Annotated in this window: 23 protein-coding genes and 1 tRNA gene; 16 read left to right on the forward strand and 8 right to left on the reverse strand. The window is 34.4% G+C overall.

Features of this window, described 5'->3' with window-relative positions:
- Positions 1-1,049: 1,049 nt before the first annotated feature.
- The 6 genes from ES676_RS00005 to ES676_RS00030 all read left to right on the forward strand — a co-directional run bounded on the left by ES676_RS00005 (position 1,050) and on the right by ES676_RS00030 (position 6,400).
- A tRNA-Lys gene (locus ES676_RS00005) sits at positions 1,050-1,122 on the forward strand.
- 438 nt (positions 1,123-1,560) lie between these two features.
- Positions 1,561-2,475: a MerR family transcriptional regulator gene (locus tag ES676_RS00010; RefSeq protein ID WP_148367983.1), complete on the forward strand. Its 915-nt coding sequence runs from the start codon at positions 1,561-1,563 to the stop codon at positions 2,473-2,475.
- 13 nt (positions 2,476-2,488) lie between these two features.
- Entirely contained in the window at positions 2,489-3,955 is a 1,467-nt protein-coding gene (locus ES676_RS00015) for a phytoene desaturase family protein (RefSeq protein WP_148367984.1), read from the forward strand.
- Positions 3,955-4,794, forward strand: a complete 840-nt coding sequence (locus ES676_RS00020; protein ID WP_148367985.1) for a phytoene/squalene synthase family protein — start codon at positions 3,955-3,957, stop codon at positions 4,792-4,794. Before ES676_RS00015 ends, ES676_RS00020 begins: the two co-directional genes overlap by 1 nt.
- Positions 4,794-5,243 carry a sterol desaturase family protein gene (locus tag ES676_RS00025; protein WP_148367986.1) on the forward strand — a complete coding sequence of 150 codons (450 nt, stop codon included), beginning with the start codon at positions 4,794-4,796 and terminating at the stop codon, positions 5,241-5,243. The genes ES676_RS00020 and ES676_RS00025 overlap by 1 nt, the downstream gene beginning before the upstream one ends.
- A 14-nt stretch (positions 5,244-5,257) precedes the next feature.
- A complete protein-coding gene (locus ES676_RS00030; protein ID WP_148367987.1) occupies positions 5,258-6,400 on the forward strand; it encodes a lycopene cyclase family protein in 1,143 nt (380 codons plus the stop codon).
- On the opposite strand, the gene ES676_RS00035 is transcribed toward ES676_RS00030, so the two are convergent.
- The 6 genes from ES676_RS00035 to ES676_RS00060 all read right to left on the reverse strand — a co-directional run bounded on the left by ES676_RS00035 (position 6,395) and on the right by ES676_RS00060 (position 14,857).
- A complete protein-coding gene (locus tag ES676_RS00035) occupies positions 6,395-6,958 on the reverse strand; it encodes a TlpA family protein disulfide reductase (RefSeq protein WP_148367988.1) in 564 nt (187 codons plus the stop codon). The genes ES676_RS00030 and ES676_RS00035 overlap by 6 nt on opposite strands.
- A gap of 128 nt (positions 6,959-7,086) precedes the next feature.
- On the reverse strand, positions 7,087-9,351 hold the full coding sequence (locus ES676_RS00040) for an aconitate hydratase (RefSeq protein ID WP_148367989.1): 2,265 nt from the start codon (positions 9,349-9,351) through the stop codon (positions 7,087-7,089).
- 349 nt (positions 9,352-9,700) lie between these two features.
- Positions 9,701-10,654, reverse strand: a complete 954-nt coding sequence (locus ES676_RS00045; protein WP_148367990.1) for an AAA family ATPase — start codon at positions 10,652-10,654, stop codon at positions 9,701-9,703.
- A gap of 13 nt (positions 10,655-10,667) precedes the next feature.
- Positions 10,668-12,116: a peptidylprolyl isomerase gene (locus tag ES676_RS00050; RefSeq protein ID WP_148367991.1), complete on the reverse strand. Its 1,449-nt coding sequence runs from the start codon at positions 12,114-12,116 to the stop codon at positions 10,668-10,670.
- Positions 12,079-12,903 carry a peptidyl-prolyl cis-trans isomerase gene (locus ES676_RS00055; protein ID WP_246124535.1) on the reverse strand — a complete coding sequence of 275 codons (825 nt, stop codon included), beginning with the start codon at positions 12,901-12,903 and terminating at the stop codon, positions 12,079-12,081. Before ES676_RS00055 ends, ES676_RS00050 begins: the two co-directional genes overlap by 38 nt.
- Before the next feature lie 16 nt (positions 12,904-12,919).
- Positions 12,920-14,857, reverse strand: a complete 1,938-nt coding sequence (locus ES676_RS00060; protein WP_148367993.1) for a peptidylprolyl isomerase — start codon at positions 14,855-14,857, stop codon at positions 12,920-12,922.
- 221 nt (positions 14,858-15,078) lie between these two features.
- Between ES676_RS00060 and ES676_RS00065 the strand changes: the two genes are divergently transcribed.
- From ES676_RS00065 to ES676_RS00075, 3 genes are all read left to right on the forward strand, one after another.
- Complete coding sequence (locus ES676_RS00065; protein WP_148367994.1) at positions 15,079-15,540, forward strand: SRPBCC family protein; 462 nt, start codon at positions 15,079-15,081, stop codon at positions 15,538-15,540.
- On the forward strand, positions 15,527-15,766 hold the full coding sequence (locus tag ES676_RS00070) for a hypothetical protein (RefSeq protein ID WP_148367995.1): 240 nt from the start codon (positions 15,527-15,529) through the stop codon (positions 15,764-15,766). The genes ES676_RS00065 and ES676_RS00070 overlap by 14 nt, the downstream gene beginning before the upstream one ends.
- Before the next feature lie 127 nt (positions 15,767-15,893).
- Positions 15,894-16,511: a hypothetical protein gene (locus tag ES676_RS00075; RefSeq protein WP_246124533.1), complete on the forward strand. Its 618-nt coding sequence runs from the start codon at positions 15,894-15,896 to the stop codon at positions 16,509-16,511.
- On the opposite strand, the gene ES676_RS00080 is transcribed toward ES676_RS00075, so the two are convergent.
- Together ES676_RS00080 and guaB are read right to left on the reverse strand one after the other, a co-directional pair.
- Positions 16,508-18,028: a GH3 family domain-containing protein gene (locus tag ES676_RS00080; RefSeq protein WP_148367996.1), complete on the reverse strand. Its 1,521-nt coding sequence runs from the start codon at positions 18,026-18,028 to the stop codon at positions 16,508-16,510. The two genes, ES676_RS00075 and ES676_RS00080, sit on opposite strands and share 4 nt — an antisense overlap.
- A gap of 264 nt (positions 18,029-18,292) precedes the next feature.
- Entirely contained in the window at positions 18,293-19,765 is a 1,473-nt protein-coding gene (gene guaB / locus ES676_RS00085) for an IMP dehydrogenase (RefSeq protein ID WP_148367997.1), read from the reverse strand.
- Between the two features lie 234 nt (positions 19,766-19,999).
- Between guaB and ES676_RS00090 the strand changes: the two genes are divergently transcribed.
- The 7 genes from ES676_RS00090 to ES676_RS00120 all read left to right on the forward strand — a co-directional run bounded on the left by ES676_RS00090 (position 20,000) and on the right by ES676_RS00120 (position 24,851).
- Positions 20,000-20,563 carry a TetR/AcrR family transcriptional regulator gene (locus ES676_RS00090; protein WP_148367998.1) on the forward strand — a complete coding sequence of 188 codons (564 nt, stop codon included), beginning with the start codon at positions 20,000-20,002 and terminating at the stop codon, positions 20,561-20,563.
- A gap of 66 nt (positions 20,564-20,629) precedes the next feature.
- Positions 20,630-21,181: a carboxymuconolactone decarboxylase family protein gene (locus tag ES676_RS00095; protein ID WP_148367999.1), complete on the forward strand. Its 552-nt coding sequence runs from the start codon at positions 20,630-20,632 to the stop codon at positions 21,179-21,181.
- A 97-nt stretch (positions 21,182-21,278) separates the two neighbouring features.
- Entirely contained in the window at positions 21,279-21,593 is a 315-nt protein-coding gene (locus tag ES676_RS00100) for an EthD family reductase (RefSeq protein WP_148368000.1), read from the forward strand.
- Positions 21,594-21,750: 157 nt separating this feature from the next.
- The gene (locus tag ES676_RS00105) at positions 21,751-22,419 is read left to right on the forward strand and encodes a hypothetical protein (protein ID WP_148368001.1); all 669 of its coding nucleotides are present in this window, start codon (positions 21,751-21,753) and stop codon (positions 22,417-22,419) included.
- Between the two features lie 32 nt (positions 22,420-22,451).
- The gene (locus ES676_RS00110) at positions 22,452-23,096 is read left to right on the forward strand and encodes a DsbA family oxidoreductase (protein WP_148368002.1); all 645 of its coding nucleotides are present in this window, start codon (positions 22,452-22,454) and stop codon (positions 23,094-23,096) included.
- A 1-nt stretch (position 23,097) separates the two neighbouring features.
- Positions 23,098-24,180 carry an L-dopachrome tautomerase-related protein gene (locus ES676_RS00115; protein ID WP_148368003.1) on the forward strand — a complete coding sequence of 361 codons (1,083 nt, stop codon included), beginning with the start codon at positions 23,098-23,100 and terminating at the stop codon, positions 24,178-24,180.
- Between the two features lie 2 nt (positions 24,181-24,182).
- The gene (locus ES676_RS00120; RefSeq protein ID WP_148368004.1) at positions 24,183-24,851 is read left to right on the forward strand and encodes a haloacid dehalogenase type II; all 669 of its coding nucleotides are present in this window, start codon (positions 24,183-24,185) and stop codon (positions 24,849-24,851) included.
- Positions 24,852-24,935: the final 84 nt, after the last annotated feature.

A 24,935-nucleotide genomic window follows, 5' to 3' on the forward strand; every position in this document is an offset into this window, starting at 1 on the left:
TAGGAACCACATTGCGCTCTTCAAAATAAAGATGCATTACATCACCATTTTTAGTATTTTTTATTAGATCGAAATGATTAATTAAAAATTCAGGAAGAATAAGTTTGAGTAATTCAAGATAATTGTCCTCGTTTTTTTTTACAAAAAACGGAGTTTTATTTCAATTCACACATAACTTTTGAGAATGATCCAAGAAACACCTTCTTTTCATAAACTTCAAAAAAAGGAATAGATAATTACGATTTTATCCCAGATATTAAATATTCAGGACTCATTAGCGGACAAAAATATACCATTATACCTTAAAAATATAAAAGCTTTCACTCAATAAGAACTGTTACTACTAAACAAAACCAAGAGATTGTAAAAATTACATTTTTCACACCTTCCAAAATTAAAAAATAATCACCAAAATGGAATTAAACTAAGTCGTTTTGCCAACCTTAAATGCAGAGTTAACAATAGTATTAAATAAAAGGTATTTTAGTAGGCGCTGGAGCTTAAATGAGCTAAAAAGCATAGCAACGCATGCGCAACTAATACTGAAAGAAACTAAAGCCTATTTTTTAAGTGCGAAAGTAACTTTATGCAATATCGAATATTTATATAATAAAGAACCTTCTGTAACCGTAAACTTTATAAATTACCCTAAATTTCCTTATAAAGAAGCATCCTTTAAAAGTGGCGTGTAATAGATTGCCAAAATACTAATGCGTACACTAAAACAAAATCGTATGATCATTTATTCTATAATAAAATATAGAAGTACTTAAACACCGTAACATTTTAGCTTCTGCTTTTATACATCGACTTGTATTTTAATCGCTTTTGTTTCCAATTAAGGTTAATCAATTTCCCGAAAACACAATTTTAAGCTAAATTAATATCCTCAAATTGGTTAACCCTATTTTATTATTATTTGTAAATAGTTGTTATGATGTAAGTTGTGTTTTTTTTGAATATTTATTAAATTATAGGTGCTATATATTAATAAAAGATACTATCTTTGCACCCTCAATAACACAGGTTATTATTGATGAAAACAAAATGACCTGGTAGCTCAGTTGGTAGAGCATCTCCCTTTTAAGGAGAGGGTCCTGGGTTCGAGCCCCAGCCAGGTCACTAAAAAAAGTTAAGCATCGCTTAACTTTTTTTTTTCTTTATACTCGACGTAACGTTTTATGGATCATTCCTAAATACTGTGTTTAGCCTCCTCTATGTGTTGAACTTTGTGTTAAATTAAAGCGCAAAATTCTATACAGATTTAAAAAGTATTAAATTGATCCCCGCGAGCGCAGTCTAGAGATGACTTATAAGAATGAAACAGTAAATAATTACTAATTCTACTAATTGATAGTTTTAGTTTATGCTCGGGACTAACGAAGATTTAAATCGGTGGTAAAGACAATAATTAAATATTCTATTTTGACTGTTTAAAATGCAGACCAAGTCAACATCTACAAACAATTTTTAAAAATGATCTAATACTTCTCCCCTATTTAGTTTTTAAAATTAAAAAATAGCGCTTATTTAATTTTGTTTAACTATTTTTGCTAAACAATGAACAATATTAAGACTCAATTTAGCATAAAAGATTTAGAAAATCTATCAGGCATTAAAGCGCATACCATTAGAATATGGGAAAAAAGATACGCCTTATTTGAGCCAAAGCGTACTGAAACAAATATCAGATATTACGACCTAAAAAGTCTTCAAAAGGTTCTAAATATCTCATATTTAAACAGAAACGGCTATAAAGTATCTAAAATAGCAGATTTAAACACCGCAGAAATTTCCAATCTCGTAAAAGAAATAGCTTTAAAAAAAGATCGTAATCGTTACAGTGTAGATAAATTTAAAATGTCTATGTTAAATTTCGACCACCATTTATTTGCGTCTACCTATAACGAGTTAATCAAAGAGCATAATTTAGACTTTATCTTTTTGGAGGTCTTTACCCCCTTGCTTAGCGACATTGGTTTCCTTTGGCAAACCGATTCTATAACACCTGCGCACGAACATTTTATCGTAGAATTAATCAAACAGAAAATTCTTTTAAACACAGATAAAAGAATAAATCATTCGCTGGCTAAAGAAAGTAAAACTACATACGTTTTATTTTTACCAGAAAACGAAGTTCACGAATTAGGTTTGCTTTTTATCAATTATAAACTCGCTGAAAAAGGCTGCCACAGCGTCTATTTAGGTCAAAGTGTTCCCATTGCAAGTTTAGAGCATCTTTTAACACACTTTAATAATATTACATTTATTTCATCATTTACCGTTAGTCCGGATAAATTTAAAATTAATGATTACCTTAAAAACTTTTACCAATCCCTTTTAAACAATACAAACAATAAGCTAATAGCTTTCGGGTTTCTTACCCAATATGTGGAAATTGATACATTAAACGATCAAATATCATTGCACAACTCTACAAAAGACGTTGTTAACGTATTAACGCCACAAGTGTAAACATTTACTAATTATGACTAAAAAAATTTCTATAATAGGTTCTGGTTTTGCTGCCTTATCTGCGGCTTGCTATCTTGCAAAAAGCGGACATAATGTTACCATTTTTGAAAAAAACGAAACTATTGGAGGGCGGGCTAGACAATTTAAAAGAGAGGGTTTTACTTTCGATATTGGACCCAGTTGGTATTGGATGCCAGATGTTTTCGAGCGCTTTTTCGCCGATTTTAACACAACCCCAGAAGCCTATTATTCACTAGAAAAGTTAAACCCAGCTTACAGTGTTTACTTTGGCAAGGACGATTTTATTACGATAGAAGACACCTTAGAGAAAATATACAAAGCTTTTGAAGCTGAAGAGCCTGGCAGCTCAAAAAAGTTAGTAAAGTTTATTGCGAATGCACAAGACAACTATAATGTTGCTATTAAAGATTTGGTATATAGACCTGGATTGTCTCCTTTAGAATTGGTAACACCAGTAACTATCAAAAAAATCAATCAATTTTTTGGCACAATAAAAAAGGATGTAAGAAAAGAGTTTAAAAACAATCGTTTAGCGATGATTTTAGAATTTCCTGTTCTATTTTTGGGTGCCAAACCTGGCAATACCCCTTCGTTTTATAGTTTTATGAATTATGCCGACTTCGGAATTGGCACCTTTCATCCTAAAAAGGGAATGTATCAAGTTATTTTAGCTATGGAATCCTTAGCAAAATCCTTAGGTGTAATTATAGAAACCGAAAAACCTATCGATAAAATTATAGTTAGTAACGGTAAAACTGAAGCTATTGTTTCAAAAGGAATGACATACCCATCAGATATTGTTTTGAGTGGCGCTGATTATCATCATACGGAAACACTATTAGAACCACAGTATCGTCAATACTCAGAGTCGTATTGGGAAGGTAAAACATTTGCGCCCTCCTCATTGCTATTTTATATTGGTTTTGATAAAAAAATTAAAAATGTAAATCACCATACTCTATTTTTTGATGTTGATTTCGAAGCGCATGCAAAAGATATTTACGATGAACCTAAATGGCCAGACAACCCTTTATTTTATGCGAATTTCCCCAGTATTACCGATGATAGCGCCGCACCTGCAGGCAAAGAAGCGGGGTTCTTTTTAATACCATTAGCACCGGGTCTGGAAGACACTGAAGCCTTAAGAGCTACTTATTTTGATAAAATAATGACAAGATTTGAAAATTTAACCTCGCAAGATGTAAGAAAATCAATTATCTTTAAAGAGTCCTTTTGTGTTAATGATTTTATAAAAGATTACAATTCTTACAAAGGAAACGCTTATGGAATGGCAAATACGTTATTGCAAACTGCTTTTTTAAGACCAAATCTAAAAAGTAAAAAACTAAGTAATCTTTATTTTACAGGACAATTAACCGTGCCTGGACCGGGAGTACCTCCGGCACTTATTTCGGGAAAATTGGTAGCAGATTTAATTAACAAACACCATAAAAATTAATGAAAACTTTATTTGATTCGGTTTCCTATAATTGTAGTAAAATAGTTACGCAATCTTACAGCACTTCGTTTTCTATGGCCACAAAAATGCTATCGCACACGATACGTCAGGATATTTACAATATTTATGGTTTTGTACGTTTCGCAGACGAAATTGTAGATTCTTTTCATGATTACGATAAAAAAGAGCTATTTACGAATTTTGAAAAAGAACTCGAATACGCTTTAACTCATAAAATAAGTTTAAATCCTATTCTCAATGCTTTTCAGCATACGTATCATAAATATAATATTGAAAAGCATATGGTAAATTCCTTTATGGAAAGTATGCGGTTAGACTTATATAAATCAGAATACTTAACCGTAAACGAATTTAAGAACTATATTTACGGCTCGGCTGATGTTGTGGGTCTAATGTGTCTTAAAGTATTTGTAAAAGGGGATGACGATAAATATAACGCCTTAAAAAGTGGCGCTATGTCTTTGGGCTCTGCGTTTCAGAAAGTAAACTTTTTAAGAGATTTAAAAGCCGATTTCCATGATTTAGAACGCTCATATTTTCCAAATACAGATTTAAATAATCTAGATGAAGAAGCCAAACAAATTATTATTAAAGACATTGAAAAAGACTTCGAATTAGGCCTAGCCGGAATTAAGTTATTACCGATTGAAGCCAAATTTGGTGTTTTTATGGCCTATAGATATTATAATCAATTGCTTAAAAAATTAAAGAAGACACCTGCTTTAGAGATTAAAAACACACGAATTCGTGTACCCAACTATAAAAAATTTGAGCTTCTTACCCGAAGCTATGTAAAATATCAACTTAAATTATTGTAATGCAAACACTATATTGGATACTTATATTTTTAGGAACTTTTGGTATAATGGAGTTTAATGCGTGGTTTACGCATAAATATATTATGCACGGTTTTTTATGGAATTTACACAGAGACCACCATAGAAAAGACCACGGCAGCTGGTTCGAGCGCAACGACGTTTTCTTTATCTTTTATGCCGTAGTAAGTATGACCTGCTTTTATTTATGGAGTTATGAAGGTGTATGGTATGGCTTACCTGTAGGCTTAGGCATTATGTCTTACGGCGCTGCTTATTTTTTAGTTCATGACATCTTTATTCATCAACGGTTTAAAATTTTTAGAAACGCTAACAACTGGTACGCTAAAGGCGTACGACGTGCTCATAAAATGCATCACAAACATATTGGAAAAGAAGAGGGCGAATGCTTCGGAATGCTTATCGTACCCTTCAAGTACTTTAAACGCTAATTATAGTTCATATTATGGTTACTAACCACTTCGATTATATTATTGTCGGCAATGGTTTAGCCGGTTTCCAACTTGCTTTAGCACTTTCTAACGATCCGTATTTTAAAAACAAACAGATCGCCATAATCGATAAAAATCCTAAAACAACGAACGACAAAACGTGGTGTTATTGGGAAAAAGGTGTTGGTAAATGGGACCATCTAATTACCAAATCATGGAAAACTGCTCATTTTTTTTCCTCTAATAAAGCCTTAAAATTACACTTAGAACCATACACCTATAAAATGCTAGAGTCCATTCATTTTTATAATGATGCACGACGCGTTCTCTCTAAAAACGAAAATATTCACAGTATTTTGGAAGCAGTGATTTCTGTTGAAGAGCAGTCTAAAATTACAGTAATAACTTCTGAAGCTAATTACACCGCAACACACGTTTTCGATAGTAGAATTACAACAGATTTTAAAGCGCAGAAAGACAGCTATATATCCATTGCTCAGCATTTTAAAGGGTGGACGATAGAAACAGAAACGGCTGTTTTCGATACCAAAGCGTTTACGATGATGGATTATAGAATAAAACATAACAACCAAACAACCTTTACCTATGTTCTGCCCATTACACCAAAGAAAGCACTAATAGAGTTTACCTATTTCACTCCAGAACTTGTTGCCGATAATGTCTACGATATTTTTTTAAAAAGATACATTTCTGAAATTTTAAATATTAATAACTATACAGTCACCGAAGTTGAAAAAGGCATTATACCTATGACGAATTTCCCATTTAAGTCCTACTCTACCTCAAACGTTACGAAAATTGGTACCGCTGGCGGATGGGTAAAAGGGTCGACAGGATATTCCTTTAAGCACACAGAGAAGAAAGTACACCAGATTATTGAAAATCTAAAAGCAAACCGTTTACCTTCGGCACACTTGTTTCAGGAAAAATATGGTTTTTACGACAAAGTTTTTCTAAAAGTACTTCAAGATAACAACGAAATGGGTGAATGGATTTTCGAACAATTCTACGCTAAAAATCCCGTGCAAACAATGTTTCAGTTTTTAGATGAAGAATCGTCTTTTAAAGAGGAGTTTAAAGTTATGAAATCATTGTTTTCAATCGCTTTCATTAAAGCCTTTTTTAAAACACTATAACACTAATAATTCGTCTATTTTTGCGCGGACTTTATCGCTATTCCAATTCGCGGCGCCAGTCTCATCAATAATAATATTACCTTGCCTATCTATTAAAAATGTACGTGGAATACTACGACCGCTAAATGTTTCAGGACTTTTGCTAATCGCGGAATACACAGGAAATGTAAACGCATTATTATTTAAAAACTTAGAGATTATGTCCTTGTTTTCATTGGAGACTAAGACAAAATCTATTTTATCTCTGTAATCGTCATGTAATTCTTGAATTGAAGGCATTTCGGCAATACAAGGAGGGCACCACGTTGCCCACAAATTCACTAAAACTACTTTGTTTTTTGTTGTCTTAAAATCGAAGGTTTCTCCATCTAAGCGTTGCAAATCCCAGTTATAACTACTTATTTGTTCAGTATCTTCAGTCGCCATAATACTCGGTCCAAATAACGTTTTCCCTTTATTTAAAACAATCTGTATCTGTTTACGCGATTGCGGAACGATAAGCGCTACAATAATAACTAGGTAAATAATATTTTTAATCGAAAATGTGCTTTTTTTCATATTCTAAAGATAAAAAATGAATCTGTTCTAGATCCTTTTGTGTGATAAAATTAATGAATTTAAAAATGAGATAAAAAAAACTCCTGAAGCATATTCAGGAGTTTTTATAATGTGACGTTCTTAACTAATTAAGAAACGTTTTGCTTTTTGATTAAGTTTAAAGCCGAACCTTCTTTATACCAGTCTATTTGTGCTTGGTTATATGTATGATTTACTTTAATAGTGTCTTTACTACCATCTGCGTGCACTAACTCAATAGTTAACGTCTTGTCTGGTGCAAATTCGTTTAAATCTAAGAAGTTAAAGGTGTCGTCCTCTAAGATTAAATCATAATCTGCTTCATTAACAAAAGTTAAACCTAGCATACCTTGCTTTTTAAGGTTTGTTTCGTGAATTCTAGCAAAAGACTTTACAATTACAGCGGCAACACCCAGGTGTCTTGGCTCCATTGCTGCGTGTTCTCTAGAAGAACCTTCACCGTAGTTATGATCTCCTACTACTAATGTTTTAATTCCTGCGGCTTTGTATTCGCGAGCAACATCAGGTACCCCACCAAATTCTCCTGTTAATTGGTTTTTAATGAAGTTTGTTTTCTTACCAAACGCATTAACCGCTCCAATTAAACAGTTGTTAGAAATATTATCTAAATGCCCTCTATAACGCAACCAAGGTCCAGCCATAGAGATATGGTCGGTAGTACATTTTCCGAAAGCTTTAATTAATAGTTTAGCACCTTTAATTTCGGTACCGATAGGCTCGAATGGTGTTAATAATTGTAAACGCTCTGATGTAGGACTTACCACAATATTTACTCCACTTCCATCTTTAAGAGGCTCTACGTAACCCGTTTCTATAACATCAAATCCTAATGGCGGTAATTCTATACCTTTAGGCTCATCTAATTTCACTTCTTCACCATTTTCGTTGATTAATGTATCGTTCATTGGGTCGAAATCTAAACGACCTGAAATGGCGATAGCAGCAACCATTTCTGGAGATCCTACAAAGGCATGTGTGTTGGGGTTTCCGTCCGCACGCTTAGAGAAGTTTCTATTAAAAGAGTGTACAATTGTATTTTTCTCATCACCTTTTTTATCACTTCTATCCCATTGTCCAATACAAGGGCCGCAAGCATTAGTGAATATAGTTGCATCTAAGTCTTCAAATACTTTTAAGATACCATCTCTTTCTGCAGTAAAACGTATTTGTTCTGATCCTGGATTAATTCCAAAATCTGATTTTGCTTTAATGTTTTTATCTACAGCTTGCTTAGCGATAGAGGCAGCACGTGTTAAATCTTCGTAAGACGAGTTTGTACAAGAACCAATTAATCCCCAATCTACTTTTAGTGGCCATCCGTTTTCTTTGGCTTTAGGTCCTAATTCTCCTACAGGTGTAGCTAAATCTGGAGTAAATGGTCCGTTTAAATGCGGACGCAAAGTATCTAAATTGATTTCGATAACTTGATCAAAATGTTTTTCTGGATTTGCATATACTTCAGGATCCCCTGTCAAGTATTCTCTAATTTTATTAGCTTCATCTGCAATATCGCTTCTATCGGTAGCACGTAAATAACGCTCCATAGAATCGTCGTAACCAAACGTTGAAGTTGTTGCTCCAATTTCGGCACCCATATTACAAATCGTTCCTTTTCCTGTACACGATAAGTTGTTAGCACCTTCGCCAAAATATTCCACTATAGCACCAGTACCACCTTTTACAGTAAGGATACCCGCTACTTTAAGGATAACATCTTTCGACGAGGTCCATCCGTTTAATTTTCCTGTTAATTTAACACCAATAAGTTTTGGGAATTTAAGCTCCCAAGCCATACCAGCCATAACATCTACAGCATCTGCTCCTCCCACTCCAATAGCGACCATTCCTAAACCACCTGCATTTACAGTGTGAGAATCAGTACCAATCATCATTCCTCCTGGGAAGGCATAGTTTTCTAAAACTACTTGGTGAATAATTCCTGCTCCTGGTTTCCAGAAACCAATACCGTATTTATTAGATACTGAAGCTAAGAAATCAAACACTTCGCTACTTACATCGTTAGCACGTTTTAAATCTATTTCAGCGCCTTGTTTTGCTTGAATTAAGTGATCACAATGTACCGTTGTTGGCACTGCTACTTGCGTTTTACCAGCTTGCATAAATTGCAATAAAGCCATTTGTGCAGTTGCATCTTGACATGCAATACGATCTGGAGCAAAATTTACATAATCTTTACCTCGAGTAAACGCTTTTGTCGCTTTACCATCCCAAAGGTGGTTGTATAATATTTTCTCAGAAAGTGTTAATGGTTTACCAACAACGTCACGCGCAGCATCTACACGCTCAGCCATTTGGTTGTAAACCTCTTTTATCATATCAATATCGAATGCCATAGAGTATAATTTTATAGTTATATTTAATAATCATTTTAAGTCTCGCAAATTTACGAAAATTAAAAGTATTTAGAAAGTATTTAATAAAAACGAGGAAAGCTTAAACATAATTCAATATTTCCACCAATCTACTACTTTTAATTAGCAAAAAAACAAGATAATGATCAAAATAATTATAATTTAACAAATTACCTTGTGTAAAACCTCTGTTTTTTATGCAGAATCATTTTAAACTAGGCTCTGTTTTAATACTTTAATTTCTGTTATTTCTACTCCTCATTTTTTATGTGGAAGCGAAAAAATTAAGAATAACACTTCAGAGAGAGATTCTGTATCGTAAGATAGTTCCTTAAAACAAACTCGTAATAATCTGTTCTTCAGTGACTCCTTCAGCCTCAGCTTTGTAGTTTTTTATAATTCGATGTCTTAAAACACTAAAGGCTACGGCTTGCACGTTTTCTATATCTGGAGAAAATTTCCCTTGTATCACCGCGTGCGTTTTCGCAGCTAGTATTAAGTTTTGAGAAGCTCTTGGTCCTGCTCCCCAATCGATATATTTTTTTACTAATTCGCCAGCCGTATCTTTATTAGGTCGCGTTTTAGCCACCATAGAAACGGCATATTCGATAACATTATCTGCTACTGGTATTCTTCGGATAAGGTCTTGAAAATCTACAATTTCTTGAGCAGTAAACAGCGCATTAACGCTTGATTTCAGATTAGAAGTTGTCGCTTTTACCACATCTACTTCTTCTTGAAACGACGGGTAATCTAAATGTATGGCAAACATAAAACGGTCCAATTGTGCTTCTGGTAACGGGTAGGTGCCTTCTTGTTCGATTGGGTTTTGCGTTGCCAACACAAAATAAGGTAAATCTAATTTATAATGATGTCCAGCAACTGTTACCGAACGCTCTTGCATTGCCTCTAATAAAGCTGCTTGTGTTTTGGGAGGTGTACGGTTAATTTCATCAGCAAGGATAATGTTAGAAAATATTGGTCCTTTTAAGAATTTAAAGGTTCTATTTTCGTCCAAAATTTCACTCCCTAATATATCACTAGGCATTAAATCGGGTGTGAACTGTATGCGTTTAAAATCTAACCCTAGAGCTTTGGCAATCGTGTTTACCATTAACGTTTTTGCCAAACCGGGCACTCCAATTAATAACGCGTGACCTCCAGAGAAAATAGAGATTAATATTTGATCGACTACAGCATCTTGCCCAACAATAACTTTGGCAATTTCCTGCTTTAAATCGGTATATTTTTTTACTAGTTGATTAATTGCTGCTACGTCTGACATACTTTAAACTCTACTATTTTTTTAACCAGTTACTATTAAATTCGCAATCTTTATGACTATCACTTATTTTAATATAAGTGTCCATTATTTTTTCTTGCTGCCATTTATCGATAACGTTTAAGCGTTTTTCGTTTAACGCTAGTTCTTTAATTTTCAAGTAATCGCGAGCGTAATTCGCTTCGTGTTCGTCTATTCTATCGGTTACCGTAATTATCTTAAACTTTACATCTCCAGTTCTGTCTTGATCGGTAATTACTTTAGATATCTCGTTATTTTCTAACGCTTGAAGTTGGCCATACAATTCAGGATCCATTTTCGTTAATTCGAAATTATAATCTTGCGTTTGCGGATTAATTAACTGTCCGCCTTGAAACTTTGTCTTAATTTCGTCACTAGAGTCTTTAGCGGCGTCGGCGAAGGTAATATTTCCATTAATAATGTTTTCACGAATATTTTCAAGCTTATCTTTTGCTGCTTTTACTGCTTCCGAGGACACTTCTGGAATTAATAAAATATGGCGTACATCGTACTCCTGACCTCTAATTTTTTCTAATAAAACAATGTGGTAACCAAACTCCGATTTGAAAGGGTCTGAAATTTGTCCTTCTTGTAACGAAAATGCTACTTCTCTAAATTCCTTTACCATTTGTGGCTTGTTACGGTTTAACGTGTACAATCCTCCTTTTGCTTTGGATGCTAAATCGTCTGTATATAAAACAACTTTAGATCTGAAGTTAGCTCCATTTTCTTCAACGTCTGTTTTAAATTCTTTAAGACGATCGATAGCTCGTTGTACACTTTCTGGCGCGACTACAGGCTCTACGACGATTTGTGCCACTTTAAGTTCTGTACCAAATACAGGGCGCTCATCGACGGGTATATTGTTGAAAAATACGCGCACTTCTTCGGGCGTTATTTCAACTTCATTAATAATTTTCTTTTGCATTTCTGAAGCTAACTTGTTCGCCTTATTAATTTCGAACATTTCATCTTTCAACGCTTTTTCTGTATCCTTTTTATAAAAATCTAAGACTTCTGATAAATCTCCCTTAAACTGAATCTTAAACTGCTCAACTTGCTGGCTTACTACAGATCTTATTTCGGCATCGCTCACCACAATACTATCTTGAATAGCATGATGTGCGTATAATTTATCTTCTAAAAGCTTCCCAAAGAGTTCGCATCTAGTAAAGTTTGAAGGGTCACCGCCCTGTGCTTTAATTTGCAATTCGGTTTTATCAATATCAGAATCTAAGACGATAAACTCGCCAACTACCGCGGCAACACCATCTATTTTAGATTCTTTAAATGGCTGTACACTATCTTTTACTATCGTTTCTTCTGGTGTATCTTCTATTATTTCTTGTGCAAAAAGTCCTGTTGCAGCAAAAAGAGAGATGCTTAACGCAATAATATGTTTCAAATTAATTGTAGATTTCAAATTGTTTATTTTTAATAGCATCTTTTGTGATGTCTTTTTCTAATTGTTTTATCAGTTCTAATTTCCTTCTATTTACCACTATCTGGCGTATTGTAGGTTTTACATACTCTAATGGCGCTGTATCATTTCTTAAAAGGACGTCGTTAATTTGCATCAAATATAATCCTAATGAGTCGTCGAGTTGTATAAAATTAGATTTTTTTAACAGTTTGTCTTTGTTTTCCAGATTTAACACCGGTATTTTATTAACCACTTGACTTAAACGAATCCATACAGAGTCGTTCAAAGAAAAGGATCTAAGCTGAATAGAAATAGAATCTAGTTCGCGTCGGTCTTTTTTATTAAAGCGTTTAAACTTAGTTTCTACACTGTTTAAATCTAACCGATTAGGATCTAACTTTATATATCTAAATTTAATTAACTCTTCGTTTAATTTAAAAACACTTTTATTTTCTTCGTAATAAGCGGCAGCTTCTTTAGTGCTAACTACGGTGTCTAAACTCTTATAAACTAAAGCCTCTAGATAGGCTTTACTGTACAAATCGGTTTTGTATTGTGCGACTAATTCGTCAAATTCTTCTTGCTTTTCTTCTTTTAAGTTAAGCTCGGCACCTCCAACCAATAACTTACGAGTTGCCCATTGATTAATGTAATTATTAACCAAAACAATACTATCTTCTTTGCTATAATTTTCTGGTAAAACGTCTTCCAAATCACTTCTATATAAATAGGAATCGTTAGCCCTTGCCACAGCATCGTCTTCTTTGGGTTTAAAATACGCACAAGAAGACACTAGGGTAGCGAGCAATATGTAGATTATATTTTTAATTGTTTGCGGGTTTTAGTAGTGTATTTACGTCCTTTAAAACGTCATCGTTTATTTTTATTGTATAAGAATTGGCTAAGTTTACAAGCCATTCTTTTTCTTTTTGAGCTTGATAATCGCTAATAACCTGTCCTTTAGACTCTTTATAATTTTTTTGCTTAGCCTCTGTAATGCCCTCTATTTTTACCACAACATAAGCATCGTTATGTTTGTAGACCTTAGAAACGCCTTGAGCAATTTTTAATTTCTTAGGGAACGCCTGATGATCGATTTCTAAATCGCCTATTGTAAAGCTTACAGCGATAATGTTTTTAGTATTTAACTCTTTTTTAATCGCTGTAACGGACGTCTCTTTTTTTAAGGCTTTCGCTACCGATTTAATAGTGCGCTTTTCAGCTGAAGACGCCACTATTGCGTTAGCCGTTTTAAGCGTTACATACTTGTTTTTGTGCGTATCGTAATAATTTTTAAGACCAAGGCTATCGTTTTTAGCGGCATTCCAAATTTCAGTTTGCATTAAGTTGAACAATAAAATACCATCTCTATATTCTCCTATAATATTAGCATATTCTTTATTTTCGTTAATTAGATGATCTTCTTGGTATTTAAAAAGCGCTAATTCAAGGAATGTTTTATAAGCTTGTTCTACCCATTTGCGTCCGTCTTTTTCGGTTAGATTTCTATATTGATAACCGACTAAAAACGTACCAAAATCACTGTTTTTAAACTGTTTGTCTTCGATTTTTAAAAACATTTTTTCTGCTTTAAAATCTGAAGGTAGGACCCATTTTCTTTTTAGAAAATCCGGCGTTAGGATCGACACGAAATAACTTAAATCGGCAGTTTCTTCATTAATGGTGTAACGCGCTTTTAAACCTTCTAACCGCGATGCATTAATAAGTTGGGAACGCGAATCGCGTTTAATTTTACTAATCAATTCATTTTTTAAGTCACTTAACGGCGGTATGCCTTTCTTTTCGTATAATTTTATAATATGCCAACCGTATTCACTTTTAATAGGCTCTGTAATATCTCCAACCGTTTTTATATTGAAAGCGGCATCTTCAAACTGAGAAGAACTCAACGCGCCGCTAGAAAACGGTTTTAATTTACCGCCGTTATCCGAAGAACTCGGATCTTCTGAAAACTGCTTAGCTAACGACTCAAATTCTTCGCCTTGCTGGATACGTTTATATATTTCTCTTACTTTAGACGCATCATTTTTAATCATAATGTGCCCCACAGTAATCTCTCCTTTAGTTTTTCTTTTATCCAAAACGTTTACAATATGATAACCAAAACGTGTTTTAAAAGGCATAGACACCTCTCCTACCGGCGTTGTATAGGCTATATTCTCAAATTCGTAAACCATTTTTAGAGCTGTAAAATACCCTAAGTCTTCGGCAAATACGGTTTTGCCATTATGCACTTTTTGCTTAACCGCATTAAAACCATACGTTTTAATATCGTTACGTATGTTTAATAACGTGTTATAAGCTGTCAGCGTATCTTGTGGCGTAGCCGACGCGTCTAGCATTATTAAAATGTGGTTCGCGGCAACCTCATTCTTTAATCGGAAATAGGCCTCGTTTACCAATTCTTCAGTAACCTCGGTGTCGAAAATAAAGTTTTTAGCTAATTGTTTTTTATAACCGTCAAGTTCTTTAACATAGTCTGCTGCTTCGTCCAACTTTAACTTTCTAGCTTCCGCTAATTTTAACTTATATTGAATGAAGAGCTTTAAATAAACAGCAACATTTTTTTGAGATTCGTCTTGAACTAAATCTAGATTTTTATTATAAACTCTAACAAATTCTGAAGCAAAAGCAGGTGTTCCGTTTACGGTAAACAATACTTTCTCGTTATCTTGAGAAAACCCATTAAAGGCGAAGCCTAAAAACAAACAAATAAAGCAAAGGGCGTTTTTTAATCTCATTATATCTTTAGGTTTTAATAATTGCAAAAATAAGAATATTAGACTAGTAAGCAAACAGATTTACAACGGACTCTAAACTTTCTTTCTTATTATAATTAGCGTAACAAGATAGTTACTAATTTAGAATTAAAAGTAGCTTTTATCGATTAAAACACGTCTTAATCGAGACTTTATCGACAGTTGTAAAAAAACACATATATTAGCCGTTTATATCTCATTTTATGAAGTATACACACACCATTATCATTAACATTTCGTTACCTGAATTTGTTAAAGTACTAACAGACTACAACGCCTTAAAATATTGGCAACGTGGTTTTATTAGCTTCGAACATCTCTCGGGCGATTTTAGTCGTGTAGGGGGTAAAATTAAACAAAATTATAATTTTGGAAAAGATAGTATATCTGTAATACAAACTGTTACGCATAGTAATTTACCGTACGAAATTTTCGTAAATTATGATACGGAAGGTATGTGCAATCGCCAAAAAAATCATTTTAGCCAGCTTTCAGAAAACCAAATAAAATGGGTGTGTAAAACACAGTGCATTCCAACGTCGCTATACACGCGAATGCTTACCGTTTTTATGCCTAGAGTATTTAAAAAACAAACCGCCATTTACCTCAACGATTTTAAAAACTATGCCGAAAAAGGCTTATCTGTAAACAATGAGAAAACTTAAACTAATTTGGGACTTTAAAGGACCTGATGGTCTAAAAACTGCCGAACATCATGAAATTCATCTTAAAGAGTATATCGCGCTTGAAAAGCTAAGCTTAAATATAACGGGTTTTGATGCGATAAATGAGGGGCATAGCATCGCTTTTATGGTGGTAAATGATGACGAAATGCGTCCCGTTCGCGATGCTCTTAAACCACATCGTGGGCAATTATACACCGAAGACTAACGAAAGCGTAGTGTATTGGTTTTGCCAATGGCTAGTGCTTAGCAGTGTTTATAACGTTAAAATAGTTAGCGATTTACGTTAAATATTTTCTGAATTTAAGGATATCTTTTATATTATAATACATAAAATGAAATATATACTAATATTTACAGCAATCATAATTTATATGCCAATACACGCTCAACGTAGTATTCCTAAAGTTATAGCCGAAGAGATTGAAACTGCTCTCACCTATTATCCAGAGCTAGAAAATACACGAATAGAATTTAAGTTTAAAAAGAATATCAAGAAATCTACAATGCAGGCACAGCCTACCTTAGGTAGCTTTTTTAGGAATAAAAAAAAACGAAGTTATGTTATTTTAATTAGTGAAACAATTAAAATTTCAGACGCTACCTTTTTCACTAAAGATATACCCAGTCCAATTTTAATTGGGTGGATCGGTCACGAATTGGGGCACGTGATGGACTATAGAACACGAAGTAACCTCAACCTACTATGGTTTGGTATTAAATACTTGTTTTTAGATAAACATATTGTTGAAGCCGAACGCACAGCCGACACCTTCGCCGTACAATCTGGGATGGCCGATTATATTTTGCAAACAAAAGATTTTATTTTAAATAACTCTAGTATTAACGACGACTATAAAAAACGTATCGTTAAATATTATTTGTCGCCTGAAGAAATAATGCATCTTATTGAAAAAAAGGACAAAACTGAGGCAGCAAAGAAGCCACTTTAGGGAGCGACAAAATCTTCCCAGTCTTTAAATTTATCTTCACCCATTACACGTTCCATTTTTACTTGACCGCCTTTCTTTTTATTGGCACCACTCCAGTTGAGAAAAACGTCGGGCGATATCACAGTCACTTTAACCCCCTCTAAAGCTTTCCCTCTAGCTACTTTATAATTTTTATTAGTCGATTTTAGAAAGGCATCTAAAGCGCTCGCAATAACGGACGCATCTGCTTTCAAATCGTTAGAGCCTATGTACCACGTATGGTAAAAACCGTCATTAAAACGTTTGGCACATAGGGTATATTCTGGAATGGTAGTCGAGAACTCTGCTTCTAAAAACTGGATTGCATCATCTAATTTATTAACCGATAATTGCGAACCGACCGTATTTAAAAAGAATTTGGTACGGCCTGTAATTTTAATTTCCGCCCGTTCTACATCTGTAAACGCAATGGTATCCCCTATTAAATAACGCCAGGCACCACTCACTGTACTAATTATTAATACGTAGTCTTGATCCAATTTAACGTCTTTCAAGGTAACGCTCGGTGCGTTTTCTACAATAGATCCGTCTGGTTTAATATAATCCGGATGGAACGGAACAAATTCGAAATACACCCCATTATTAGTTACTAACTGCATCGCCTCTGTTTCTGGTCGGCTTTGAAAAGCAATAAATCCTTCGGAAGCCAAATAGGTATCGATAACCGTAATTGGTTTTTCCAAAAGCGCATTAAAACTCTTTTCATAAGGCCCAAAAGCCACGCCTCCCGAAGTGAACACTTGTAGATTAGGCCAAACCTCATGAATATTTTTTACCTTATGGTACTTAATGACTTCTTTCATCATTAGTTCAATCCACGATGGAATGCCACTCAGTGCACCTATATCCCAACTTTTTGCACGCTTTGCAATGGTTTCAACCCGTGTTTCCCAGTCGTCAATTTTAGCAATATCTTCTCCTGGTTTGTAATACCCTTTAAACCAAAACGGAATATTACTCGCGCTAATACCACTAATTTCTCCTTCTAAATGATTGTCTTTTTCAGCTAGCTTCGTAGAACTCCCTAACATCATCACTTCTTTACTAAAAAAATCGGCAGGCAAATCGAAATTATTTAAAGCGGTAACTTGTTGTATTCCGGCATGACGAATAGCATCGACCATTGCATCGGTAACCGGAATTCGTTTACTTGAATTTCCTGTCGTTCCAGAGCTTAATGCATAGTACGACGGTGTTCCTGGCCACGTCACATTCTCTTCACCATTGTGCAATTTACGCCACCACTGCTCAGATATCTCGTTGTAATCAAAATACGGAATAGTAGCTGCAAACGCTTCAGCAATCGTATCACTTTCTAAAAGGCTCTTAAATTTATAGGCTTTACCAAACTGCGTGTCTTTTGCTGTTTCTAGCAAGTGTTTTAAAACCTGTTCTTGCGCTTCAATAGGATTTACTTCGGGAGTTAATTTATCTTTTAAATTTATTGCTCCTTTAATTAAATTACCTAAAATTTCCATTGCAGATTTGTTTTCGATTCGTTTGATTAAATATAGAAATATCGCCCAACATTTCTACTTACTTTAATGTAATCTTAACAGAAAAATAGATTCCGCTCATTATTGTACGTGTTGCCCTTCAATTAAGGATTAGTAAGAAAATTTGGTTGTAATAAAGTGCTATGTCTACATTTTAACATAATACTCATTGTAAACCCTTCCGCTTAGACCAAAAAAAAGCCGCAACTATTAGTTGAAGCTTTAATCTATAAACTACCACTTGAATTATCGTGAATAATTAGGCGCTTCTTTTGTAATAGTAACATCGTGCGGGTGACTCTCGTTGATTCCAGAGGCTGTAATTTTTACAAAACGCCCGGTTTCTTTTAAGGTCTCGACATCTTTAGCACCGCAATAGCCCATACCAGCGCGTAACCCGCCAATAAATTGATGAATACTTTCATTCAACTCACCTTTATAGGCCACACGACCAACAATACCTTCTGGTACTAATTTTTTAATATCGTCTTCAACATCTTGAAAATAACGGTCTTTACTCCCTTTTTTCATAGCTTCCACAGATCCCATTCCGCGATACGATTTGTATTTTCTACCTTCAAAAATAATAGTTTCTCCTGGAGATTCTTTTGTGCCCGCTAAAAGCGATCCTAACATGACACAGTCGGCTCCTGCAGCAATAGCTTTTGGAATATCTCCTGTATAGCGAATACCACCATCGGCGATAACAGGAACGCCGCTACCTTTAATTGCCGCCGCTACTTCTAGTACAGCAGAAAACTGAGGAAAACCAACGCCTGCCACCACACGAGTTGTACAAATAGAACCGGGGCCTATTCCTACTTTAACCGCATCGGCTCCAGCGTCTACTAAATATTTAGCCGCTTCGGCAGTTGCAATATTACCGACTATAACGTCTAGTTTTGGGAATTTACTTTTAATTTCTTTTAATACGGTCACCACTCCTTTTGTATGACCGTGAGCGGTATCGATAATAATAGCATCTACACCAGCATTTACTAACGCTTCTGCGCGCTCTACGGCATCTCCAGTTACCCCAATAGCAGCGGCTACGCGCAAACGTCCAAAAGTATCTTTATTTGCAATAGGCTTTTGTGTGACTTTAGTAATATCTCTAAAGGTGATTAAGCCTTCCAGTTTATAATCGTCGTTTACGATTAATAACTTTTCAATTTTATATTCTTGAAGAATTAATTCTGCATCACTTAATGAGGTACCAACCGCTGCAGTTACTAACCTTTCTTTAGTCATCACTTCGGTAATTGGGCGCTCTTTTTTGTGTTCGAAACGTAAATCTCTATTTGTAACGATACCTTTTAAAATCCCCTTCTCATCTACAATAGGAATACCACCAATGTTATGTTCTTTCATCGCTTTATTGGCATCCTCGACAACCGCAGTTAGTGGTAAAGTTACAGGATCTAGAATCATACCGCTTTCGGCACGTTTAACTCTCCTGACTTCTTGAGCTTGCTGCTTAATAGTCATATTTTTATGTAACACACCTATCCCGCCCTCGCGAGCCATAGCAATAGCTAAAGCACTCTCGGTAACGGTATCCATCGCTGCAGAAACGATAGGAACGTTAATTGTAATATTTCTAGTAAATTTTGTTTGAATGTTGACTTCTCTTGGAAGTACTTCGGAAAAAGCAGGAACTAAAAGGACGTCGTCATACGTTAATCCTTCACCAACTATTTTATTTTCGTGTGCTGTCATTGCAATTGGAATTAATTGCGTGCAAATTTAAACTATTTATTTTATTATGTCTCTATCAAATTAAATTAATATGAAATGCTATTCATTTAACTCTTCATTTTGAGCATTATTATTAACGTCTTGTAAATGAAACACCTTTTAGTTTGTTGCTCGTTTTTCACCTTATTGTTAAAATTTTATAAAATGTTTTTCTATTTCAAAGCAAGTGCTTAGTTTTGCTAAGTAATAAAAACAATGGCACGTAAAAAACAATATATAGAAGAAGAGGTTATCGAAAAAGCAATGCATCTTTTTTGGCGTAATGGTTACGAGGCTACCTCTGTACGTATGCTTGAAAAAGAAATGGGCATAAACCAATTCTCTATCTACTCTAGTTTTAAAAACAAACAAGGAGTTTTTTTAGAAAGCATTAAATATTACAAAAAGGAAATAAATAGTATTAAAGACACGCTGAGACGCTCCAATAACGGTATCACTGGTATTAAACAGTATTTTTATAATTTTTTAGACTTCTCTACAGAAGGCACTTTATGTAAAGGCTGTTTAGTAACCAATTCTGTTAATGAAATAAAAGACGCTGCAGATCTTGAAGTTATGATTGTCTTGAAACAATTTGCTTCAGAAATTAGAGATTTGTTTGTAAGCAATTTAGAACAAGACGACCAAAGAGCAACTATCGAAATAGAAAAGCAAGCCGATTTTTTAATGAATTCTATTCTTGGACTCTCTATCGCATCAAAAGTATTTAATAAAAATCAGTTAGAAAATATAATAGAAGTTACATTCACAAATTTGTAACTTTTTTTTACAGCCTAACTAAGCGATTGCTTAGTTATAATTAGAATAAAATTAATAAAAGAAATTATGACAACTTTAAAAGTTCACAACCTTGAAACTGCTCCAGAAACTAGTAAACCATTAATAGAAATCTCTCAAAAATCTTACGGTATGATTCCTGGATTACACGGGGTTTTAGCAGGAGCTCCAAAAGCTTTAGAAGCGTACCAAACGTTACACGAATTATTTGTAAACTCATCATTTAACGAAGAAGAGTTAACCGTCGTTTGGCAAACCATTAATGTAGAGCACGCTTGCCATTATTGTGTGCCAGCACATACAGGTATTGCACAAATGATGAAAGTTGATGATGCAATTACAGAAGCTTTACGTAGCGAAACCCCTCTTGAAGACTCTAAGTTAGAGGCGTTACGTACTATGACTTTAACTATTGTTCGCAACCGAGGCCACGTTACTCCAGACGATTTAAACACTTTTTACGCTGCTGGATTCGGCGAACAACAGGTCTTAGAAATAATTTTAGGGGTCTCTCAAAAAGTAATTAGTAACTATACTAATCACATTGCAAATACGCCAGTAGACGCCGCATTCCAAAAATTTGCTTGGTCTAAAAAATAAACTCTAAAATTATAAACACAGTATAACTATTGGTAAATTTGAATGGCGCTATTTGTCAGTTTTAGATTTACCAATAATTATATAAAATATAAAAATTATGATTAAAGTATCCGTTATGTATCCGAACAGTAAAGAGGTACAGTTTGATGCAGATTATTATAAAAACAGTCATTTACCAATGCTTATTGAAGCGCTGGGAGCGGCTTTAAAAGGAATAGAATTAGATTTAGGAGTAGCGAGTAGAATTCCAGGAGAGTTGCCGCCTTATGTGGCTATCGCCCATTTAAAATTTGATGATGTAACTGCTTTTCAAACCGCGTTTGGTCCGCACGCAGAAACCTTTGCTGCAGATGTTAAAAATTACAGTAATGTACAAGGAGAGCTTCAAATTAGTGACTTAGTACCATTTTAAAAAAGAAAAAATAAGAGTGAATTAATAAAAACAAATACCTGAAGTTTTTTCTTTGATATAAATAAACGCTTTTAACTTTATCAAAATCATAAAATACTGTAATGAAGTTTTAAAGGATAAAAGGATTTCAAAAAAACAAGAGATTACTTAAGTTAGTATGGAAATAAAAAAGATCAACATAAAAAAGATTGCGCAGTATTGTATTACAAATGTGCTTAGAACAGATACCGACAAGCCGGGATTTGTTCATCTTGACTTTGGCAATAATCTCACCTCCTATAAACTTAGGTCTATTATGGTTGCTTTAAAAGAAGAACTATCAAATTTCACTACTCAAAGATTCAATAGTAGATTAACCTATCATTGGCTAGTACGCTTTGACCAGCAAGTAAATACACCGTTCCATTTAGATAATGCTGAAGAGCAATCACTCTTGATGCTAGGATACGAGCCCAGTGAAATAAAAAGTGAGCTATACCTAGCCGATTTTTTTAAATATGCCAAAGATAGCAAGGCAGTTCCAAAAGAGTATATTAAAGAAATTACTCCAATATTTAAAGACGATGAATCATTACTTGCTTCTTATACCACCAAAGTAAACCCTTTTTATAGAGATTCTTATAGTATTGTTTTGATTAACAATAGCAACCCAAAGTCACATTCAGAAATGCTAGGGGTTTTCCATAAAGTAATAATTATGACACCCGATTTAAATAAGAGCAGGATAGTAAACTCTATGATTATTAATATGTTACCAAAAGGCGAAGTCAATAAAAACGAACCTAATGAAGCTGAATTTTTGAACACTAATGCAATAAGCAAATAGCTTTTCAAAAAAAATATACTAAAACAGAAATTATGAAGACTAAAATTAAAATAGATGTCGTTTCAGATGTTGTTTGTCCGTGGTGCGCCATTGGTTACAAACGGTTAGAACAAGCCATTACAGAAATGGGTATTCAAGATAAAATAGAATTAGAATGGCAACCGTTTGAGTTGAATCCTAATATGCCTGCTGAAGGGCAAGATGTAGAGGAGCATATTATAGAAAAATATGGTTCTACGCCAGCACAGCAAAAAGAGTCGCAAGAACAGATGACTGGTTTAGGAGCCGAACTCGGTTTTAAATTCGATTATTTTAAAGGGATGCGTATGGCAAATACTTTTGATGCCCACGTATTATTAGAATATGCCAAAGAAAAAGGCAAGCAAACAGAACTTAAAATGCGTTTAATGAATTCATTCTTTGGAGAACGCAAAGACGTTTCAGATAAAGACGTGTTAAAACAAGCACTATTAGATGTGGGTCTAAACGCTGAAGAGGCTTTAATAAGATTAGATAATGAAGAAATGCGTGCTAATGTAAAATCTGTAGAAAGTTACTGGCAAAATTTAGGAGTGAGCTCTGTACCCACCGTTGTTTTTAATAGAAAAAGTGCTGTTAACGGCGCGCAGCCTGTAGCTGTTTACAAGCAAATATTGACCGAATTATTAGAATCTTAATATGAAAAATTTTAGCTACATTTTACTCCTTTCAATGCTACTTTTCTCTTGTAAGGATAAACCGGTGAACACGTTAGAAACGACTGCTTCTACAAGACCAATAGAGGCACCAGAGGTTATAGAGGTTGCCTCTTTTAAAGGCCAGCAAGTAACTGGTGTTTCCGTTACTAATGAAGGACGTGTTTTTGTAAATTTCCCGAGATGGAGAACAGGGGTTACTAATTCTGTTGTAGAACTTTTAAATACAGAGACACATTCTCCGTTTCCGAATAAAGAGTGGAATTCGTGGGAGGTTGGAGATAAAGTTGAAGCTAATAAATTTGTCGGCGTACAATCGGTCATTGCTTTCGAGGATCTATTATATGTTTTAGACACTAGAAGTGCGCTGTTTCAAGACGTACTAGAGGCGCCCAGAGTGTTTGTTTTCAACTTAAACACCAACGCTCTAGTAAATACACATATTTTAAACAACAATAGCTATCACCCCAACTCCTATATTAACGATTTACGAGTCGATAAAAAGAACAATAAAATTTACTTTACAGATTCTGGCAATTCTGGACTTGTAATTTTAGATTTAGAAACGGAACAGTTTACAAGAGTTTTAGACAATCATAAATCCACAAAGGCAGAACTAGAGTATCTAAGATTTGGTGAGACAAAATGGACAAACACCGTCCATTCTGATGGTATTGCTTTAGATACCAAAAATGATAAATTATACTATCACACACTTACAGGTTACAGTTTATATAGTATATCTACAGCTGCTTTGGTTTTAGATAATGCTATGGAAATTGCAAACGCCGTCACTTTTGAAGCCAAAACATCGGCCCCAGACGGAATGATTTTTGACGACAATGGCAACTTATTCTATGCCGATTTAGAACACAATAAAATTATGTACCGCAAACCAGATGGTAGCACTCATACTTTTATTGTAGGAGAAAAAGTGAGATGGGCAGATTCGTTTAGTATCTACGATAACCATTTATACTATACTAATTCTAGGATTAATGAAGTAACAGCAGGCATCTCTGCTATGAAATTTACGCTTAATAAAGTAGCTTTACCAAATAATTAATTATGAAATACACTTTAGCTTTCGATGTTTACGGCACATTAATAAATACCGATGCCGTACTAACTTCTTTAAAAGAACGAGTCGGTAATACTCTTGCTAAACCTTTTATGGACACGTGGCGGGACAAGCAATTAGAGTATTCGTTTAGACGCGGATTAATGGACAAGTACATAGATTTTTCTGTATGTACAGACAATGCACTCAATTATGCGTGTAAAAAATTCGACGTTGATTTAAGTTCCGAACAAAAAGCAGCGCTTTTAAACGACTATAAAGTGTTACCTGCTTTTAATGATGTTGCACAAGGTTTAGAGGCTCTTAAAAATGCTGGTCACCTGTTATTTGCTTTTTCTAACGGAAGTAAAGAAGCGGTAACGAAACTACTTACAACGGCTAATATTTTACATTATTTTGAGGATGTTGTTAGTGTAGAAAATGTAAAAATGTTTAAACCTAGTCCGATTGTTTATGACTATTTTTTAAAAACTGCTAAGGCAAAAAAATCTGAAAGTTGGTTAATTTCTAGTAACAATTTTGATGTTATTGGTGCTAAAATGTTTGGTATGCATTCTGCTTGGGTGCAACGCACACCAGATTCAATTTTTGATCCTTGGGGAGTAGAACCAACCACTGTAATACATAAACTAACAGATTTAGCTAAAAACTTATAATTTTTGCATTCAGAATTCATTTACACCCCCTATTCTTCACGATTTTAGCACCATTAAAATACGGTAAGCGGCATTGATAATTAG

Origin of the sequence: Bizionia saleffrena, from assembly GCF_008086175.1 — a bacterium.
GTDB lineage: Bacteria > Bacteroidota > Bacteroidia > Flavobacteriales > Flavobacteriaceae > Bizionia > Bizionia saleffrena.

Excerpts from the sequence above, each read along its gene's own strand:
- ES676_RS00010 (WP_148367983.1), top strand. The coding sequence starts at position 1,561 with ATGAACAATATTAAGACTCAATTTAGCATAAAAGATTTAGAAAATCTA.
- ES676_RS00015 (WP_148367984.1), top strand. The coding sequence starts at position 2,489 with ATGACTAAAAAAATTTCTATAATAGGTTCTGGTTTTGCTGCCTTATCT.
- ES676_RS00020 (WP_148367985.1), top strand. The coding sequence starts at position 3,955 with ATGAAAACTTTATTTGATTCGGTTTCCTATAATTGTAGTAAAATAGTT.
- ES676_RS00025 (WP_148367986.1), top strand. The coding sequence starts at position 4,794 with ATGCAAACACTATATTGGATACTTATATTTTTAGGAACTTTTGGTATA.
- ES676_RS00030 (WP_148367987.1), top strand. The coding sequence starts at position 5,258 with ATGGTTACTAACCACTTCGATTATATTATTGTCGGCAATGGTTTAGCC.
- ES676_RS00035 (WP_148367988.1), bottom strand. The coding sequence starts at position 6,958 with ATGAAAAAAAGCACATTTTCGATTAAAAATATTATTTACCTAGTTATT.
- ES676_RS00040 (WP_148367989.1), bottom strand. The coding sequence starts at position 9,351 with ATGGCATTCGATATTGATATGATAAAAGAGGTTTACAACCAAATGGCT.
- ES676_RS00045 (WP_148367990.1), bottom strand. The coding sequence starts at position 10,654 with ATGTCAGACGTAGCAGCAATTAATCAACTAGTAAAAAAATATACCGAT.
- ES676_RS00050 (WP_148367991.1), bottom strand. The coding sequence starts at position 12,116 with ATGCTATTAAAAATAAACAATTTGAAATCTACAATTAATTTGAAACAT.
- ES676_RS00060 (WP_148367993.1), bottom strand. The coding sequence starts at position 14,857 with ATGAGATTAAAAAACGCCCTTTGCTTTATTTGTTTGTTTTTAGGCTTC.
- ES676_RS00065 (WP_148367994.1), top strand. The coding sequence starts at position 15,079 with ATGAAGTATACACACACCATTATCATTAACATTTCGTTACCTGAATTT.
- ES676_RS00070 (WP_148367995.1), top strand. The coding sequence starts at position 15,527 with ATGAGAAAACTTAAACTAATTTGGGACTTTAAAGGACCTGATGGTCTA.
- ES676_RS00075 (WP_246124533.1), top strand. The coding sequence starts at position 15,894 with ATGAAATATATACTAATATTTACAGCAATCATAATTTATATGCCAATA.
- ES676_RS00080 (WP_148367996.1), bottom strand. The coding sequence starts at position 18,028 with ATGGAAATTTTAGGTAATTTAATTAAAGGAGCAATAAATTTAAAAGAT.
- guaB (WP_148367997.1), bottom strand. The coding sequence starts at position 19,765 with ATGACAGCACACGAAAATAAAATAGTTGGTGAAGGATTAACGTATGAC.
- ES676_RS00090 (WP_148367998.1), top strand. The coding sequence starts at position 20,000 with ATGGCACGTAAAAAACAATATATAGAAGAAGAGGTTATCGAAAAAGCA.
- ES676_RS00095 (WP_148367999.1), top strand. The coding sequence starts at position 20,630 with ATGACAACTTTAAAAGTTCACAACCTTGAAACTGCTCCAGAAACTAGT.
- ES676_RS00100 (WP_148368000.1), top strand. The coding sequence starts at position 21,279 with ATGATTAAAGTATCCGTTATGTATCCGAACAGTAAAGAGGTACAGTTT.
- ES676_RS00105 (WP_148368001.1), top strand. The coding sequence starts at position 21,751 with ATGGAAATAAAAAAGATCAACATAAAAAAGATTGCGCAGTATTGTATT.
- ES676_RS00110 (WP_148368002.1), top strand. The coding sequence starts at position 22,452 with ATGAAGACTAAAATTAAAATAGATGTCGTTTCAGATGTTGTTTGTCCG.
- ES676_RS00115 (WP_148368003.1), top strand. The coding sequence starts at position 23,098 with ATGAAAAATTTTAGCTACATTTTACTCCTTTCAATGCTACTTTTCTCT.
- ES676_RS00120 (WP_148368004.1), top strand. The coding sequence starts at position 24,183 with ATGAAATACACTTTAGCTTTCGATGTTTACGGCACATTAATAAATACC.